The organism is Microbacterium sp. CFSPD4_SD4 (assembly GCF_057364585.1).
On sequence record NZ_JBNFOC010000001.1, the window covers coordinates 435,336 to 451,071 of the forward strand.

Consider the following 15,736-nt stretch of genomic DNA (forward strand, 5'->3'; position numbering starts at 1 on the left):
GAAGGGGACCCGGCCGCGCCGGGTCCCCTTCTTCGTGACTTCTGCTCTCAGGCGTCGATGGACTCACGGGAGAGCTGGTCGGCGGAATCGATGATGAACTCCCGCCGCGGGGCGACCTCGTTGCCCATGAGCAGTTCGAAGACGCGGCCCGCCGCCTCGGCGTCCTCCATCCGGACGCGGCGGAGCAGACGACCGGAGCGATCCATCGTCGTGTTCGCGAGCTGCTCGGCGTCCATCTCGCCGAGACCCTTGTAGCGCTGGATCGGCTCGTGCCAGCGCTTGCCGGCCTTGCGGAGCTTCGCGAGCAGCGCGTGCAGCTCCTGCTCGCTGTAGGTGTAGATCGTCTCGTTCGGCTTGGATCCCGGGTTGATGACGATGATCCGATGCAGCGGCGGCACGGCGGCGAACACCCGTCCGTGCTCGATGAGGGGCCGCATGTAGCGGAAGAACAACGTGAGCAGGAGGGTGCGGATGTGCGCGCCGTCGACGTCGGCGTCGCTCATGAGGATGATCTTCCCGTAGCGCGCGGCGTCGATGTCGAAGGTCCTCCCGGAGCCGGCCCCGATCACCTGGATGATCGACGCGCACTCGGCGTTGGACAGCATGTCGCCGACCGACGCCTTCTGCACGTTGAGGATCTTCCCGCGGATCGGCAGCAGCGCCTGGAACTCGCTGTTGCGCGCGTTCTTCGCCGTGCCAAGGGCCGAGTCTCCCTCGACGATGAAGAGCTCGCTGCGCTCCACGTCGTTCGTCCGACAGTCGACGAGCTTGGTCGGCAGGGTCGAGGACTCGAGCGCGTTCTTCCGGCGCTGCGTCTCCTTGTGGGCGCGTGCCGACACGCGGGCCTTCATCTCGGAGACGATCTTGTCGAGCAGCTGCGTGGCCTGGCTCTTGTCGTCGCGCTTGGTGGAGGTGAAACGCTGCTGGAGGTCCTTCCGCATCACCTGGGCCACGATCTGGCGCACGGCGGGCGTGCCGAGCACCTCCTTCGTCTGACCCTCGAACTGCGGCTCCGGCACGTTGACCGTGAGGACCGCGGTGAGGCCGGCGAGGACGTCGTCCTTCTCGAGCTTGTCGTTGCCGACCTTGAGCCGGCGGGCGTTCTGCTCGACCTGGCTGCGGAGCACCTTCAACAGCTCCTGCTCGAAGCCCTGCTGATGCGTACCGCCCTTCGGCGTGGAGATGATGTTCACGAAGGAGCGGATGCGGGTGTCGTAGCCGGTGCCCCAGCGCAGGGCGATGTCGACGGCGCAGACGCGCTCGACCTCGGTCGCCACCATGTGCCCGTCCGGCTGCAGGACCGGGACGGTCTCGGTGAACGTCCCCTCCCCCTGGATGCGCCAGGTGTCGGTCACCGGCGGGTCGACCGCGAGGTAGTCCACGAACTCGGAGATGCCGCCCTCGTAGAGGTACGACGTCTCCACGGGGCCGGTCGGCGCACCGTCCTCCCCCACCCCGGCGCTCGCGGCGCGCTCGTCGCGCACCACGATCTCGAGCCCGGGGACCAGGAAGGCCGTCTGACGCGCCCGCGTCTCGAGCTCGGCGAGCTGGAACGCGGCGTCCTTGGTGAAGATCTGGCGGTCGGCCCAGTACCGCACCCGGGTGCCGGTGACGCCGCGCGGCGCCTTGCCGACGACGCGCAGCTCGCTGTTCTCCTCGAACGGGGTGAACGGCGCATCGGGCCGCTTCTCCCCCGAGTCCTGGAAGATGCCGGGCTCACCGCGGTGGAAGGACATCGCGTAGGTCTTGCCGCCGCGGTCGACCTCGACGTCGAGGCGCTCGGAGAGGGCGTTCACGACCGAGGCCCCGACGCCGTGCAGACCGCCCGATGCCGCATAGGAGCCACCGCCGAACTTCCCTCCGGCGTGCAGCTTCGTGTAGACGACCTCGACGCCGGTCAGACCGGTTCGCGGCTCGACGTCGACGGGGATGCCGCGACCGCGGTCATGCACCTCGACGCTGCCGTCGTCGTGGAGGATGACGTCGATGCGCGAGCCGTTGCCGGCCACCGCCTCGTCGACGGAGTTGTCGATGATCTCCCAGAGGCAGTGCATGAGCCCGGGCGAACCGTTCGAGCCGATGTACATGCCGGGGCGCTTGCGGACCGCCTCGAGTCCTTCGAGCACCTGGAGATGATGGGCGGAGTACTCGGCATTCACAATCTCCGAGTCTATTCGCGGGAGGGAGCCGCCCCTCGCAGACACTCCCCGGGTCGCCGCGTTCGCGGGTGCGCGCGTACGCGCTGAGCGAAACACGCCGTCGACCGGGCATGCCCCCAGGTGCAGCGTGGTTGTATTGAGCACGACCAACAAGGACGCCGACACCCGAGGAGGCCCCGAGATGAATGCAACGACCGAACGTGAGACCTCCGCTGTCGAGTACCGCCTGACCGCGATGGACCGCTGCGACTCGTGTGGAGCGCAGGCCTACATCGCCGCCGAGGTCAACGGTTCCGAGCTGCTCTTCTGCGCCCACCACGGCCGCAAGTACGAAGAGAAGCTGCGCAGCGTGGCCACGAGCTGGCACGACGAGACCGCTCGTCTCATCGAGACGGTCTGATCAGCGCCTGAGCCGGTCGAACCGGTTCAGTCCACGACCCTCCGCCGAATCCGCGGACCGAGTCGGGTGAGGATCTCCTCGCCCACCGTATCGATCCGCTCGGCGAGGGTCGTTGCTGTCTCCTCCCCCTGTGCGCCGGGGCCGAAGATCGTCACCTCGTCGCCGACCGCCATCCCCGGCCAGCCTTCGACAGTCATCGTGGCGACATCGATGGTCGAGACCGCACGCGAGCCGGCGGGGGTGCCCACCGTCATCCCGGCCAGCGTGGAGGGGACGCCGTCCAGGCTCCCGACGGCGACGATCGCGCTCTCGCCCTCCACCCGCACGACCGGCGCGACGAGACGCGCCGCGGGACGAACCCCGTCGAGGTCCGGACCGTCCGCCGAGCGGATGCCGTAGCAGAACGCGCCGATCCGCGACACGGTCCCGCGCAACTCGGGTCGCCACCAGGACGCGGCCGAGGCCGTGAGGTGTACAGACCCCGGCTGCGGCCCGGTCAGGCCGACCTGCCGGACGGCGTCGAGGAACACGGCCTGCGCCTCGTCGTCCTCGGCATCGCTCGCCTCGGCGATGTGGCTCCAGACGCCGACGAGGGCGAGTGCGCCGGAGCGCTCGGCGTCTCGGGCTTCGGCGACCGCGGCCGCCCAGTCCTCCGGGCGCACGCCGTTGCGATGCAGCCCGGTGTCGATCTTGAGGTGGATCCGTGCGCGCACGCCGAGGACCTCCGCCCGCGCGGCGATGCGCCGGAGATACTCGACCGTGCCGACGCCGAGCTCGATGTCCTGCAGGAGCGCCTCGTCGATCTCCTCATCGGTCGAGGTCGCCCAGGCGAACACCGTCACCTCTCCGCCCGCGATGCGCCGGACCTCGACGCCTCCGCGCACGTCATAGCTGCCGAACGAGGTCACCCCGGCCTCGAGGGCCGTCTCGACCGCCCAGCGGAGCCCGTGGCCGTAGGCGTCGTCCTTGAGGACCAGCATCAGCGTGGAGTCGCCGAGGCGGTCACGGACCGCCGCGATGTTCGCGCGGAAGACGGCACTGTCCAGACGCAGTTCGGGGCGCATCGAGCCTCCCATCATGCCTCCCATCCGCGCACGGCGTGCGCTCCCGGGACCGCGACGAGCTCGGCCGGGGTCATCCGGGTCAGCTCCGCCCAGCGCGCGATAGCGCCGGAGGCGGGTCCGGTCCCTCCGAAATAGGTCACCGCGTCGCCCACCTCCGCGAGAGCGCCCTGGAGGTCGATGACGCAGACGTCCATCGCGACACGCCCGACGATAGGGTGCAGTGCGCCGTCGATCTCCACGTCCGCGTGGTTGCCCAGGGCCCGGACGACGCCCTGAGCGTAGCCGCCCGTCACGAGCGCGACCGTGGTGTCCGCCGCCGCCCGGAAGGTGTAGCCGTACGAGACGGCCTCTCCCGCCCGCAGGCGCTTGGTGGACATGACACGGCCAACCAGACGCATGACCGGAGGCGTCGTCGGGAGGCCCTCCGTGGATGGCAGCCCATAGAGGAGACGGGGATCGAGGTCCGGCTCTCCAGTGGTCGTGGCGGTGATGCCTTCGAGACGGAGCGCCTCGACCTCTCCGGGAGAGTCCACGATGACCTCCTCCGCTCCCGCCGCGGTCACCGCCTGGGCGACGGCGAGCAGACCGTGACCCCACGCATCGCGCCGGAGGTCGGCCCGGCGACCCCCCGCCCGGATCGCCGCGGACGCGCCGGCAGCGAGGGCCGAACGCGAGATCATCGCCTGCGGAAGCGCACTCGAACTCGTGTCACACACGTGCTCCAGCCTAGCTTCCGCGCTCCCAGGAGCCTGGGGGCTCCCCGCGTAGACTGGGACGTCGATCCCTAGACCCGGAGCTTCATGTCTCGTCTTTCTCTCGCGCCCCGCATCCGCTACCTCCTCGGCCGTGCCCGCCGCATCGACGTCGGTTCTGTGTTCGAACGTGCCAAGGAGGCCTCGGCCCAGCATCACCGGCCCGTGCCCACGATCGTCGCCGACATGCTCTGGTCGGCGGCCCGTCACAACGTCGGCTTCCAGGACTACATCGACTACGACTTCGCGATGCTGAACCGCGCCGAGCGCGAGACGTACATGACGCATCCCGTGTCCAACCAGCTCTCGCAGAAGTACGACCACCCCGACTTCCGCTGGATCTTCCAGGACAAGATCGAGTTCAACCGCAAGTTCTCCGCGCACCTGCACCGCGAGTGGATGGTGGTCGAGGAGGGGAACGCCGACGAGGTCCGCGCTCTCACGGAGCGCCGCGGCACGATCGTCACGAAGGAGCCGGTCGGTCAGGCCGGCACCGGTGTGCACCGGTATCACGCGGCCGACATCACGGACTGGACCGAGTTCCACCGCGGCCTCCTCGATCGCGGCGAGCTGCTGATCGAAGAGGTCATCCGCCAGCACGACGACCTGGCGGCGGTGTGCCCCGGGACCGTGAACACCACGCGCATCACCGCGTTCTTCGACGGCGAGAAGGCACACATCCTCGCGATGGCGCAGAAGTTCGGCCGCGGCGCGGTGAGCGACCAGATGACCTTCGGCGGCTTCTACACGATGCTCGACGAGAACGGGCACGCGGTGGGCGCCGGCTACGACTCGCACGGCCACGTCCACGAGACGCACCCGGACTCCGGGTTCCGCATCGCCGACTTCCAGCTGCCGTACATCGACGAGGTGCGCGCGTTCATCGATCAGGTCGCCCGCGTCGTGCCGCAGGTGCAGTACGTCGGCTGGGACGTCGTCGTGACCCCGGACGGCCCCGTGCTCGTCGAGGGCAACTGGGGCGCGGGCGTGTACGAGAACAAGCCCAGCGTCACCGGTATCCGGACCGGACACAAGCCGCGGTATCGCGAGGTCATCGGCTTCTGACCCTGTCGAAGCGTCGACCCGGCCCCTTACGCGCAAACCGGCCCCTTGCGTTCGCACGCAAGGGGCCGGTTCGTTCGTAAAGGGGTGGGTCGCCCTGCTCAGACCGCGCGGACGATGCCGAGCGGGGTGGACTCGAGGCCCTGACCGAGCGGGTTGTCACCCAGGATCTTCACCAGCCGCAGCTCCCCCGCCTTGTCCAGCGTGGAGCCGAGGATGTTGCCGCCGAGATCGTTGATGTCGACCACGGCCACCTCGGCCTGGCCGCCGATCAGCGTCTTCAGGTGCGCCGCGACCCGGTCCGGGTCCTTCGGCCCGAGCACCACAGCCTCGTTGTACGGAGGGATGGTGTGCTTCGTCGGGCCGTCGATCGCGCGCGCCTTGTCCCCCGCGATGCGGTAGAAGTCGCCCTTGCGCCCGAAGGCCTTGGTGACCGCCGAGACGGCCGCCGCGAAGAGGATGCGCGGCGTACCGCACTCGCGCAGCGCCATCTCCATCGTCTCCGGCATGCCGAGACCGATGCCGTACGGCGTGCGGGTGACGTACTTCGACAGGAACAGCGCGAGCTTGCGCGGCTTGATCTCGTCGAGGCGGTAGGACCGCCCCTGCGTGATCGCGACGATCTTCTCGGTCACGAAGAGGAGGTCGCCCGGTTGGACGGCATCCTTGGCGTACTCCGTGATGATGGCGTCGAGATCGTCGTCCGGCATCACGACACGGGTGCGCAGCGGAATCCGCGCGTAGCTCTTTCCGTCGACGCTCGCCTCGAGCGCCTTGCCCTCGTTCGCCTGCATCACTCGAGGTAGTCCCGCAGCGACTGCGAGCGGCTCGGGTGGCGCAGCTTGGCCATCGTCTTGGACTCGATCTGGCGGATGCGCTCACGTGTCACCCCGAACGTGTCACCGATCTGGTCGAGCGTCTTCGGCTGACCGTCGCCCAGGCCGAAGCGCATTCGGATCACGCCGGCCTCGCGCTCCGAGAGCGAGTCGAGGAGCTGCTCGAGCTGACGCTGCAGCATCGTGAAGCCCACGGCATCGGCGGGGACCACGGCCTCGGTGTCCTCGATGAGGTCACCGAACTCGCTGTCGCCGTCTTCGCCGAGCGGCGTGTGCAGGGAGATCGGCTCGCGACCGTACTTCTGCACCTCCACGACCTTCTCCGGAGTCATGTCGAGCTCGCGGCTCAGCTCTTCCGGAGTGGGTTCGCGACCGAGGTCCTGCAGCATCTGGCGCTGCACGCGGGCGAGCTTGTTGATGACCTCGACCATGTGCACCGGGATGCGGATCGTGCGGGCCTGGTCGGCCATGGCGCGGGTGATGGCCTGACGGATCCACCAGGTCGCGTAGGTCGAGAACTTGAAGCCCTTGGTGTAGTCGAACTTCTCGACCGCGCGGATGAGACCGAGGTTGCCCTCCTGGATCAGATCCAGGAACTGCATGCCGCGACCGGTGTAGCGCTTGGCGAGGGAGACGACGAGACGGAGGTTCGCGCCGAGGAGGTGGCTCTTCGCGCGCTGACCGTCACGGGCGACCCACTGCAGGTCGAGTCCGAGCTGGCTCGTCTTCTCGGCGGGAGACATCGCGGAGAGCTTCTCCTCCGCGAACAGACCCGCCTCGATGCGCATCGCGAGCTCGACCTCTTCGGCCGCGTTCAGCAGTGCGACCTTTCCGATCTGCTTCAGGTAGTCCTTGACCGGGTCGGCGGTCGCGCCGGTGATCTGGGTCGAGTAGACCGGGACCTCTTCGTCGTCCTTGGAGGAGATGACGATCGCACCGGTCGGCAGCGGCTCGGTGAAGGCCGGCTTCGCGTCATCCTCCTCCTCGTCGCCCGCGGCGTCTTCGGAGCCCTCGGCCGTAGCGGCGTCGTCTTCCTCGACGACGTCGTCCGACTTCTTCTTCTTCGCGGGGGCGCGCTTGGCCGCGGCGCGCTTGGGCGCGGGAGCCGCTTCGGTCGCTTCGACGTCCTCGACCTCGGGATCCGCGGTGATCTGATCGGCCTTCTTCGTCCGCGTGTTCTTCGTCGTGGCAGGAGTCACGTTTCGCCTTTCACGGGGCCGCTGGGAGACCCCGGGACATTTCGGACACTAGTAAGACCCTTGTCAAGTCCAGCGCTCGAAAACACTGATTGACAACGGGTCGGACTCCTAGTATCGCACACGTATGGCGATGAGGACGCATTCGCGCCCGATCCGCACGGACGGATTCAGCCGCGGCCCGGCTTGTCGTCGTCGCCCGACGGACGGGTGGCGAGGTAGCGCTCGAGCTCGGCCGCGAGCTCATCGGCGCTGGGCAGGTCGCGTTCGCTGAATCCGCCTTCGTCGTACGAGTCGTCCTCGGGGTCACGGCCGGCCATGTAGGCGTCGTAGCGACGTTCCAGGTTGTGCACCATCTGCTGCAGCTCGTCGTTCGCCGCGACCTGCTCGTCGACCCGGGCGATGTAGTCCGCACGCCGCTCCTGTACGGCGTCCAGCATGAGCACGAGGCCGGTCGACGCCATGAGCTTCTCCGCCGCCGCGCTGACCGCCTCCGGGTTCTCGGTCTCGGCGAGGTAGTGCGGCACGAGGAGGACGAAGCCGACGACGCGTTCCCCGCGCTCCGCGAACCGGTACTCGAGCAGGTGACCGGCAGTGGCGGGCACCTGCGTGCGCGGACGCCACACGGAGTGCGACACGACGAGGTCGCGCCGGTTCCCGCTCACCGTCGTCCCGATGGGACGCGTGTGCGGCACGGGCATGGCGATGGAGTGCACCCAGTGCAGTCCCGACGCCTCGAACTCCGCTGCGAGGTCCAGCACCGTCTCCGCGAAGGCGTTCCAGGCGAAGTCGGGCTCGTAGCCCGTGAGGAGGAGGAACGGGCGTCCGAGCGCGTCCGTGGCGAGGGAGAGCTCGAGTCGGGGCGGGCGGAACTCGGCGAGGTGGTCCTGGTCGAACGAGATCACGGGGCGACGCGCGCGGTAGTCGAGGAGCACGTCGTTGTCGAAGATCGCGAGCGGCTGCGGCGACGTCGTCTCCCTCAGGTGATCGATGAGCCCCGACACCGCACTGCCCGCGTCGGTGAATCCGGTGAGCAGCATCACGAGAGGCAGGCCGTGGGGCACCGTGGGAGCGTTCGCGACGCGTTCGTGGATCTCTCCGGAGAAGGGCATGTCTCCATGCTACGAGCCGCACCCCGACCCGGGCTCTGACCTGTCTCGCTGAGAGCGAACACACCCCGCCGGGCGGGCCGACGACCCCGGGGCGGAGATCCTAGGATGGAGACCATGACGCTTCCCGTGCTCTCGCACACCACCGATCAGTTCCCCGGAAGCGCTGCCGATGCCGCAGTGCTCGTCGTCCCCGATCTCTCCGAGTCGGCCGAGTCCCTGGCGGCTCACCCCGGTCTCGCCGACGTCCTCGCGGGCATCGGCTTCACCGGCGCCGCCGGAGCGTTCGCGCGGGTCTACGCCCCCGAGGTGACGACGCTCCCCTTCGCGGTCGTCGGCGCCGGCTCCACCATCGACGACGCGTCCGTGCGCAGCGCCGCCGGCACGGCTCTCCGCTCCCTCACCGGCTTCGACACCGTCTCGCTCGGCCTCGCCTCCGGGCTCGAGGCGCACGCGGCCGCGGCGGCGGAAGGCGCCGTCCTCGGCGGCTACCGCTTCGACGACTATCGCGCCGAGAACGGCAGGAAGAAGCGGGCGACGGCGGTCGTCGTCCACGCCCCGCTCGACGACGCGACGATCGCCCGTGCCCACGCGACGGGCGAGGCCGTCGCCCTCATCAAGGACCTCGTGAACGTGCCCGCCGAGTGGCAGAGCCCTGCACAGCTCGCGCAGAGCGCCGCCGACAGCGTCGCCGACCTCGACGTCACCGTGCAGATCCTCGACGAGACCGCTCTCGCGGAACAGGGCTTCGGCGGCATCCTCGGCGTCGGCCAGGGCTCCGACCGGCCGCCGCGTCTCGTCCGCCTCGACTACGCGCCGGCGGACGCGCAGCGCCACATCGCCCTCGTCGGCAAGGGCATCACCTTCGACACCGGCGGCCTGTCGCTGAAGCCCGCGGCCTCGATGGTCGGCATGAAGTTCGACATGGCCGGTGCCGCGACCTCCCTCGCCGCCCTCCGCGCCATCGCCGCCCTCCGCCTCCCCGTGCACGTGACCGCCTGGCTCTGCATCACCGACAACATGCCGTCCGGCCGCGCCCTCCGCCCCGGCGACGTCATCCGCATCCTCGACGGCACCACCGTCGAGGTGCTGAACACCGACGCGGAAGGGCGCCTCGTCCTCGCCGACGGTCTGGTCGCCGCGAGCCGCGAGAACCCCGACGTCATCATCGACGTCGCGACGCTGACCGGCGCGATCGTCGCGGCCCTCGGCCACCGTCACACCGGCGTCTTCGGCGACGACGAGACGGTCGCGGAGTTCCTCGCCGCCGCCGCGCGCACGGGGGAGCCGGCGTGGCACATGCCTCTGCCCGCCTACATGGAGGAGACGCTCGACTCCCCCATCGCCGACATGATCAACGCCAACATGGGAGATCGGATGGGCGGCGCATCCTTCGCCGGCCTCTTCCTGCGGCGCTTCGTCGGCCGCACCTCGGACGCGGACGACGCGCCGCGCATCCCCTGGGTGCACCTGGACATCGCGGGCTCCGGTGAACACGCCGGCGCCCCCTACGGCTTCACCGAGAAGGGCCCCACGGGGGCGATGGTCCGATCGATCATCGCCTTCGCCGAAGCAGCATCCCACCCGGAGGCATGACACCCATGACAACCCACACCTTCGACATCGTCGTCCTGGGCGGCGGCAGCGGCGGGTACGCCGCGGCACTGCGAGCGAGCGAGCTCGGCAAGTCCGTCGCACTGATCGAGAAGGACAAGGTGGGAGGCACATGCCTCCACCGCGGGTGCATCCCCACGAAGGCGCTGCTGCACGCCGCCGAGGTGGCGGACCACGTGCGTGACGCCTCCTCCGTGGGAGTCACGGCCTCGTTCGGCGGGATCGACGTCGCCGGGGTGCGCGCCTATCGCGAGGGCATCGTCGCCAAGAAGTACAAGGGTCTCGAGGGGCTCGTGAAGGCGCGCGGGATCACGACGGTCACCGGGCTCGGTCGCCTGAACGCGGACCGGAGCGTGAGCGTCGGCGACGACGTCTACGTCGGCACGGACGTGATCCTCGCCACGGGCTCCTACAGCCGCTCGCTGCCGGGGCTCGAGATCGGCGGCCGGATCCTGACCAGCGAGCAGGCCCTCGCCCTGGACGTCATCCCCGAGCGCGTGCTCATCCTGGGCGGCGGCGTGATCGGCGTCGAGTTCGCGAGCGTGTGGCGCTCCTTCGGCGCCGAGGTGACGATCGTGGAGGCCCTGCCCCACCTCGTCCCGAACGAAGACATCGCGATGAGCAAGGGACTCGAGCGCGCGTTCCGCCGCCGCGGCATCCAGTACTCCCTCGGCGTGCGCTTCCAGAGCGCCACGCAGGACGACTCGTCCGTGACCGTCACGCTGGAGGACGGCACGGAGTTCACCGCCGACTACCTCCTCGTCGCCGTCGGCCGCGGCCCCGCCACCGCCGACCTGGGCTTCGAGGAAGCCGGCGTGCCTCTGGACCGCGGGTTCGTGACCGTGGACGGCGACCTCCGCACCGATGTCCCCGGCGTGTGGGCGGTCGGCGACATCGTCCCGGGTCTCCAGCTCGCCCACCGCGGGTTCCAGCAGGGCATCGCGGTCGCCGAGCGCATCGCGGGTCTCTCCCCCGTGAACGTGCCCGACGTGCAGATCCCGAAGGTCACCTACTCCAGCCCCGAGGTCGCCTCGGTCGGTCTGACGGAGGAGGCGGCGGTCGCCGCGCACGGTGCCGACGCCGTCCACTCCTACGAGTACAACCTCGCAGGGAACGGGAAGAGCGAGATCATCGGCACCGGTGGCCTCGTCAAGGTCGTCCGCCTCAAGGACGGACCCGTCCTCGGCGTGCACCTCCTCGGCGACCGCGTCGGAGAGCTCATCACGGAGGGGCAGCTCGCGGTCGCGTGGGAAGCCCACCCGGAGGACATCGCGCCGCTCATCCACGCCCACCCGACCCAGAGCGAGGCCCTCGGCGAAGCCTTCCTCGCACTGGCCGGAAAGCCCCTGCACGCCCTCTGAGCACCAACCGGTGCCCGAGTCACTAAGCTAGACAAGCGTCATACAACTTCTGAAGGAGACTCAGTCATGAGCACATCCGTGGTCCTCCCCGCTCTCGGTGAGAGCGTCACAGAGGGTACGGTCACCCGCTGGCTCAAGCAGGTGGGAGACACCGTCCAGGCGGACGAGGGCCTGCTTGAGATCTCGACCGACAAGGTCGACACCGAGATCCCCTCCCCCGTCACCGGCGTGATCGAGGAGATCCTCGTGGCCGAGGACGAGACCGTCGAGGTCGGTGCTCTGCTGGCCCGCATCGGTGACGGCAGCGGCGCGGCCCCTGCCGGCGATGCCCCTGCCGCCGCCGAAGCCGCTCCGGCCGAAGCCGCCGCCCCCGCCGCTCCGGAGCCCGCCGCGGCTCCCGCAGCGGAGCCGCAGGCTCCCGCCGAGTCCGCGCCCGCCGAGTCCGCCCCTGCGGCTCCGTCCGGCGACGCGACCGACATCGTGCTTCCCGAGCTCGGCGAGAGCGTCACCGAGGGCACCGTCACCCGGTGGCTCAAGCAGGTCGGCGACTCGGTCGAGGTCGACGAGGCGCTCCTCGAGATCTCCACCGACAAGGTCGACACCGAGATCCCGTCGCCGGTCGCCGGCGTGCTGCAGGAGATCGTCGCCGGCGAGGACGAGACCGTCGAGGTCGGCGCCGTGCTGGCACGTGTCGGTTCCGGTGCTGCTCCCGCGGCTCAGCCCGAGGCTCCTGCCGCTCCGCAGGCCGAGGCTCCCGCCGCGCCGGCCCCGCAGGCCGAGACTCCGGCTGCACAGCCCGAGACTCCGGCTGCTCCCGCTCCGCAGGCCGAGCCCCCGCCGCGCCGGCCCAGCCCGCTGCTGCCGCACAGCCCGCTGCTCCGGCACAGCCCGCGCAGACCGAGGCTCCCAAGCTGTCGCTGCCGACCGAGAGCGACAACCTCTACGTGACCCCGCTCGTCCGCCGTCTGGCTGCGCAGCAGGGCGTGGATCTGGCCACGGTCAAGGGCACGGGCGTGGGAGGCCGCATCCGCAAGGAGGACGTCCTCAAGGCGGCCGAGACGGCGACCGCCGCACCGGCCGCCGCCGCGGCACCGGCCCCGGCACCGCTCGAGGTGTCGCCGCTGCGCGGGACCACTCAGCCGATGTCGCGCCTGCGCAAGGTCCTCGCCAAGCGCGCGGTCGAGTCGATGCAGCAGACCGCTCAGCTCACCACCGTGGTCGAGGTCGACGTCACCGCTCTCGCCGAGTACCGCGACAGCGTCAAGGCGTCCTTCCTCGAGAAGACGGGTGACAAGCTCTCCTTCCTCCCGTTCTTCGCGCTGGCGGCGGCGGAGGCCCTGCAGGCCTTCCCGATCATCAACGCGACGGTCGACGGCGAGCAGATCGTCTACCCGGCCTCCGAGAACGTCTCGATCGCGGTCGACACCGAGCGCGGTCTACTCACGCCGGTGCTCCGCGACGCGGCCTCGAAGAACATCGCCGAGATCGCCCATGAGATCGCCGACCTCGCGGCGCGCACGCGCGACAACAAGCTGAAGCCGGACGAGCTCGCCGGCGGCACGTTCACGCTGACCAACACCGGTTCGCGCGGCGCGCTGTTCGACACCCCCGTGGTGTTCCTGCCGCAGTCGGCGATCCTCGGCACCGGCACGGTCGTCAAGCGCCCGGGTCTGGTCAAGGTCGGCGGCACCGACGCGATCGCGGTCCGCTCCTACGTGTACCTGGCTCTGTCGTACGACCACCGCATCATCGACGGTGCCGACGCGGCCCGCTTCCTCGGTGCGGTGAAGGCCCGCCTCGAGGCTGCGCAGTTCAGCGGTCAGCTCGGAGCCTGATCCGGCGGCTTCACCTCACCTCGGCTGGTCCGCGACGCGATACGCGTCGCGGACCAGCCATTTCTCGTCCACCCACACCAGTACGACGATCATCGCCCCCGCGCCTGAGCCTTCTCGACCCGCGGACGACGACGACAGCTCCAGCACGGCGATGTCTCCGTAGCGATCCACCAGCACAGGGTCCTCACCGCCGATGAGCTCTGCCGCGACCGCCCTGATCGCAGGCGCTCCCCCCGCGATCGCCGTCGCGCACACCGGATCCTCTCGCGACTCGCACTCCGCGATCCGCGTGATCACGTCCGGCAGGGCGGCCAGCGGATCATCGACCACCGGTGGCGTGACGCCCGCGGTGGGCGACGGCATCGGCGACCGCGCGGGTTCCCACGAGGTCTCGTCCGCGGGATCCGACGTCCACGGACGCGCGGTCGTCGCCGTACCCGCATCGGGGCTTCCGGCCGCAGACCCCTCTCCTCCGCTGGGCCACAACGACCCGGCGACGAGCACAGCCGCCGCGCAGACTCCGGCGACGACGAAGATCCGCGCCCGGCGGGGCCGTGTGCTCCGCTGCTCCGTCCCTCGGTGCGCTGCGACCTCGCGCGGGCGGACGAGGGCGCGCGCTCGGCTGGAGAGGTGGTCGAGGAAGGCGCGAAGGGCGGCGGCGACCGTCGCTCGCTCGCGCACGCGGGGACGGTCCCGCCGCACGCCGGTCTCCCGCGCCCGAGTGCGCGTGGCGGAGTCGGCTCGGAGGCGCCGGAGCGCCATGGCGGCGCCGACGGAGGCACCCGCCTGATCCTCGGTCACGGACTCCAGCGGCCGCGGCGCCGCGATCTCCAGCAGCTCCCGCTCCCCTTCTTCGAGCAGCCGTCGCGGTACACGGCGTTGCGCGGCAGCCGTGCGAAGATGCTCCCGGAGGCGATCGAGGACGCGGATCAGCGCCTTGTCCGCGCAGTCCGCGTGCAGGCGATCCAGGACCGCCAGGACCGCCGACGCCGCGTCCTGGCCCGCTCCCAGCACGAAGACAGGACGGCCGCGTTCGGTGAGCCACCAGGCCCCCGGCACCTCGGCGGCCGGCATCGGCCCCAGCTCGCTCAGCCCGCGCAGCATGCTCACGACGACCGTGCTGATCTCCCCCGAGGACAGCCCTCCCCGCGCTCGACCGGCCCGCTCCAGGAAGACGTGCAGAGTCTCCGTGCACCACGGAAGCAGCACGTCGTGTCCGCGCGCGCGACGGACGACGTCGAGAGGGGCGGCGACGTGCTGCGACCCCGCGTACCGCCACCCCGCCCATCCGGTGAGGCCCTCCGCATCGCGGCGCACGACCGGACCATCCGGCGAGGCGACGAGAGCGCCCTCCAGGGGTCCCTCCCCAGGATCCAGGAGCCGGATCGTGCGATGAGCCTGCGGCAGTACGGCCTGGTCGAAGGGCGGATTCTCACGCTCATCTGTCATGCGACCCATCCCAACCGATCGCCACGGTCCCGTCCGCGTGTTCATCCGCTCCGGGACGGGATCCGGAACCGGGCCGGACTGTGCAGGAGAGATCAGGCGCCGTCCTCTCCGCTGCACGCGAACGGCGGCATCGCAAGGCTCTCGGACTCGGTAGGCTGGTCTCCATGGCAAAGCGTGCTCCCGAACCCGAGAAGCGTCCTGGGTTCTTCTCCCAGATCAAGTCCCTCTTCCGGTTCACGCGCGAGGCCTACCCCTGGCTCCCCTGGGCGCAGGCCGCGATCCTCATCGGCGGCGTGCTCCTCGGTCTCCTGGCCGGCTACCTGATCCCGCCGTTCCAGGTGTGGACCCTCGTCCTGTGGGCCATCACCGGCCTCATGCTCGGCGTCCTCGGCGCCCTCTTCCTCATGACCCGACTTTCGACCTCGGCCATGTACACGAAGATCGACGGCATGCCCGGTGCGACGGGTCACGTGCTCAGCACCAGCCTGGGTCGTCAGTGGCAGGCCTCCGAGACACCGGTGGGCATCAACCCGAAGACGCAGGAGGCCGTGTACCGGACGGTCGGCCGCGGCGGCATCGTCGTCGTCGGCGAGGGCGCCCGCGGACGCCTCACTCGACTGGTGAACGAGGAGCGCAGCCGGGCGCAGCGCGTCGCCCACGGCGTGCCGATCACGGTGCTCTACGTCGGACACGGCGAGGACGAGGTGCCGATCGCCGACCTCGCGAAGACCATCAAGAAGCTTCCGAAGGCCATCGACAAGGCCACCATGGCGGCCGTCATCCGCCGCATCGACTCGGTGTCGCAGTCGCTGTCGTCGCTTCCCATCCCGAAGGGCATCGACCCGACGAAGGTACGGGCGCAGCGTCCGCGCTGACCCGCGCCCCGGAACCGCGAAGCG

Annotated in this window: 12 protein-coding genes and 1 pseudogene; 6 read left to right on the plus strand and 7 right to left on the minus strand. The window is 70.2% G+C overall.

The genetic code is table 11. The annotated features are described in order from the left end of the window. Positions 1-47: 47 nt before the first annotated feature. On the minus strand, positions 48-2,159 hold the full coding sequence (locus AC2W7E_RS02185; RefSeq protein WP_025103576.1) for a DNA gyrase/topoisomerase IV subunit B: 2,112 nt from the start codon (positions 2,157-2,159) through the stop codon (positions 48-50). Between the two features lie 181 nt (positions 2,160-2,340). On the opposite strand from AC2W7E_RS02185, the gene AC2W7E_RS02190 reads away from it, so the two are divergent. Further along, a complete protein-coding gene (locus AC2W7E_RS02190; protein WP_025103577.1) occupies positions 2,341-2,559 on the plus strand; it encodes a DUF7455 domain-containing protein in 219 nt (72 codons plus the stop codon). Between the two features lie 26 nt (positions 2,560-2,585). Here the strand turns inward: AC2W7E_RS02190 and AC2W7E_RS02195 are convergent, their stop codons facing one another. Further along, positions 2,586-3,638, minus strand: a complete 1,053-nt coding sequence (locus tag AC2W7E_RS02195) for an alanine racemase (RefSeq protein ID WP_485988447.1) — start codon at positions 3,636-3,638, stop codon at positions 2,586-2,588. Beyond that, on the minus strand, positions 3,635-4,339 hold the full coding sequence (locus AC2W7E_RS02200; RefSeq protein ID WP_485988448.1) for an alanine racemase C-terminal domain-containing protein: 705 nt from the start codon (positions 4,337-4,339) through the stop codon (positions 3,635-3,637). Before AC2W7E_RS02200 ends, AC2W7E_RS02195 begins: the two co-directional genes overlap by 4 nt. Before the next feature lie 84 nt (positions 4,340-4,423). Here AC2W7E_RS02200 and AC2W7E_RS02205 point away from each other — a divergent pair, with 84 nt between their 5' ends. Continuing rightward, positions 4,424-5,440: a sugar-transfer associated ATP-grasp domain-containing protein gene (locus AC2W7E_RS02205; RefSeq protein WP_485988449.1), complete on the plus strand. Its 1,017-nt coding sequence runs from the start codon at positions 4,424-4,426 to the stop codon at positions 5,438-5,440. A 98-nt stretch (positions 5,441-5,538) separates the two neighbouring features. Here AC2W7E_RS02205 and AC2W7E_RS02210 read toward each other — a convergent pair whose 3' ends face one another. From AC2W7E_RS02210 to AC2W7E_RS02220, 3 genes are all read right to left on the minus strand, one after another. Continuing rightward, on the minus strand, positions 5,539-6,231 hold the full coding sequence (locus AC2W7E_RS02210; protein WP_029989267.1) for a coenzyme F420-0:L-glutamate ligase: 693 nt from the start codon (positions 6,229-6,231) through the stop codon (positions 5,539-5,541). Further along, a complete protein-coding gene (locus tag AC2W7E_RS02215) occupies positions 6,231-7,424 on the minus strand; it encodes an RNA polymerase sigma factor (RefSeq protein WP_378871878.1) in 1,194 nt (397 codons plus the stop codon). Before AC2W7E_RS02215 ends, AC2W7E_RS02210 begins: the two co-directional genes overlap by 1 nt. Positions 7,425-7,639: 215 nt before the next feature. After that, positions 7,640-8,581, minus strand: coding sequence for a proteasome assembly chaperone family protein (locus AC2W7E_RS02220; protein ID WP_025103583.1), 942 nt, complete (start codon positions 8,579-8,581; stop codon positions 7,640-7,642). Between the two features lie 114 nt (positions 8,582-8,695). Between AC2W7E_RS02220 and AC2W7E_RS02225 the strand changes: the two genes are divergently transcribed. From AC2W7E_RS02225 to sucB, 3 genes and pseudogenes are all read left to right on the plus strand, one after another. Then, positions 8,696-10,174, plus strand: coding sequence for a leucyl aminopeptidase (locus AC2W7E_RS02225; protein WP_485988450.1), 1,479 nt, complete (start codon positions 8,696-8,698; stop codon positions 10,172-10,174). A gap of 5 nt (positions 10,175-10,179) precedes the next feature. Continuing rightward, on the plus strand, positions 10,180-11,553 hold the full coding sequence (gene lpdA / locus AC2W7E_RS02230) for a dihydrolipoyl dehydrogenase (protein WP_485988451.1): 1,374 nt from the start codon (positions 10,180-10,182) through the stop codon (positions 11,551-11,553). Positions 11,554-11,619: 66 nt separating this feature from the next. Further along, positions 11,620-13,388, plus strand: a pseudogene (sucB, locus tag AC2W7E_RS02235) (2-oxoglutarate dehydrogenase, E2 component, dihydrolipoamide succinyltransferase). Between the two features lie 15 nt (positions 13,389-13,403). On the opposite strand, the gene AC2W7E_RS02240 reads toward sucB, so the two are convergent. Further along, positions 13,404-14,837, minus strand: a complete 1,434-nt coding sequence (locus tag AC2W7E_RS02240) for a hypothetical protein (RefSeq protein WP_485988452.1) — start codon at positions 14,835-14,837, stop codon at positions 13,404-13,406. A 164-nt stretch (positions 14,838-15,001) separates the two neighbouring features. Between AC2W7E_RS02240 and AC2W7E_RS02245 the strand changes: the two genes are divergently transcribed. After that, positions 15,002-15,712, plus strand: coding sequence for a DUF4191 family protein (locus tag AC2W7E_RS02245; protein ID WP_025103588.1), 711 nt, complete (start codon positions 15,002-15,004; stop codon positions 15,710-15,712). The last annotated feature ends 24 nt before the right edge of the window (positions 15,713-15,736 follow it).

Bases quoted from the DNA above. Each gene is read 5' to 3' on its own strand.
- AC2W7E_RS02190 (WP_025103577.1), top strand. From the start codon at position 2,341: ATGAATGCAACGACCGAACGTGAGACCTCCGCTGTCGAGTACCGCCTG.
- AC2W7E_RS02195 (WP_485988447.1), bottom strand. From the start codon at position 3,638: ATGATGGGAGGCTCGATGCGCCCCGAACTGCGTCTGGACAGTGCCGTC.
- AC2W7E_RS02205 (WP_485988449.1), top strand. From the start codon at position 4,424: ATGTCTCGTCTTTCTCTCGCGCCCCGCATCCGCTACCTCCTCGGCCGT.
- AC2W7E_RS02210 (WP_029989267.1), bottom strand. From the start codon at position 6,231: ATGCAGGCGAACGAGGGCAAGGCGCTCGAGGCGAGCGTCGACGGAAAG.
- AC2W7E_RS02220 (WP_025103583.1), bottom strand. From the start codon at position 8,581: ATGCCCTTCTCCGGAGAGATCCACGAACGCGTCGCGAACGCTCCCACG.
- AC2W7E_RS02225 (WP_485988450.1), top strand. From the start codon at position 8,696: ATGACGCTTCCCGTGCTCTCGCACACCACCGATCAGTTCCCCGGAAGC.
- lpdA (WP_485988451.1), top strand. From the start codon at position 10,180: ATGACAACCCACACCTTCGACATCGTCGTCCTGGGCGGCGGCAGCGGC.
- AC2W7E_RS02240 (WP_485988452.1), bottom strand. From the start codon at position 14,837: ATGACAGATGAGCGTGAGAATCCGCCCTTCGACCAGGCCGTACTGCCG.
- AC2W7E_RS02245 (WP_025103588.1), top strand. From the start codon at position 15,002: ATGGCAAAGCGTGCTCCCGAACCCGAGAAGCGTCCTGGGTTCTTCTCC.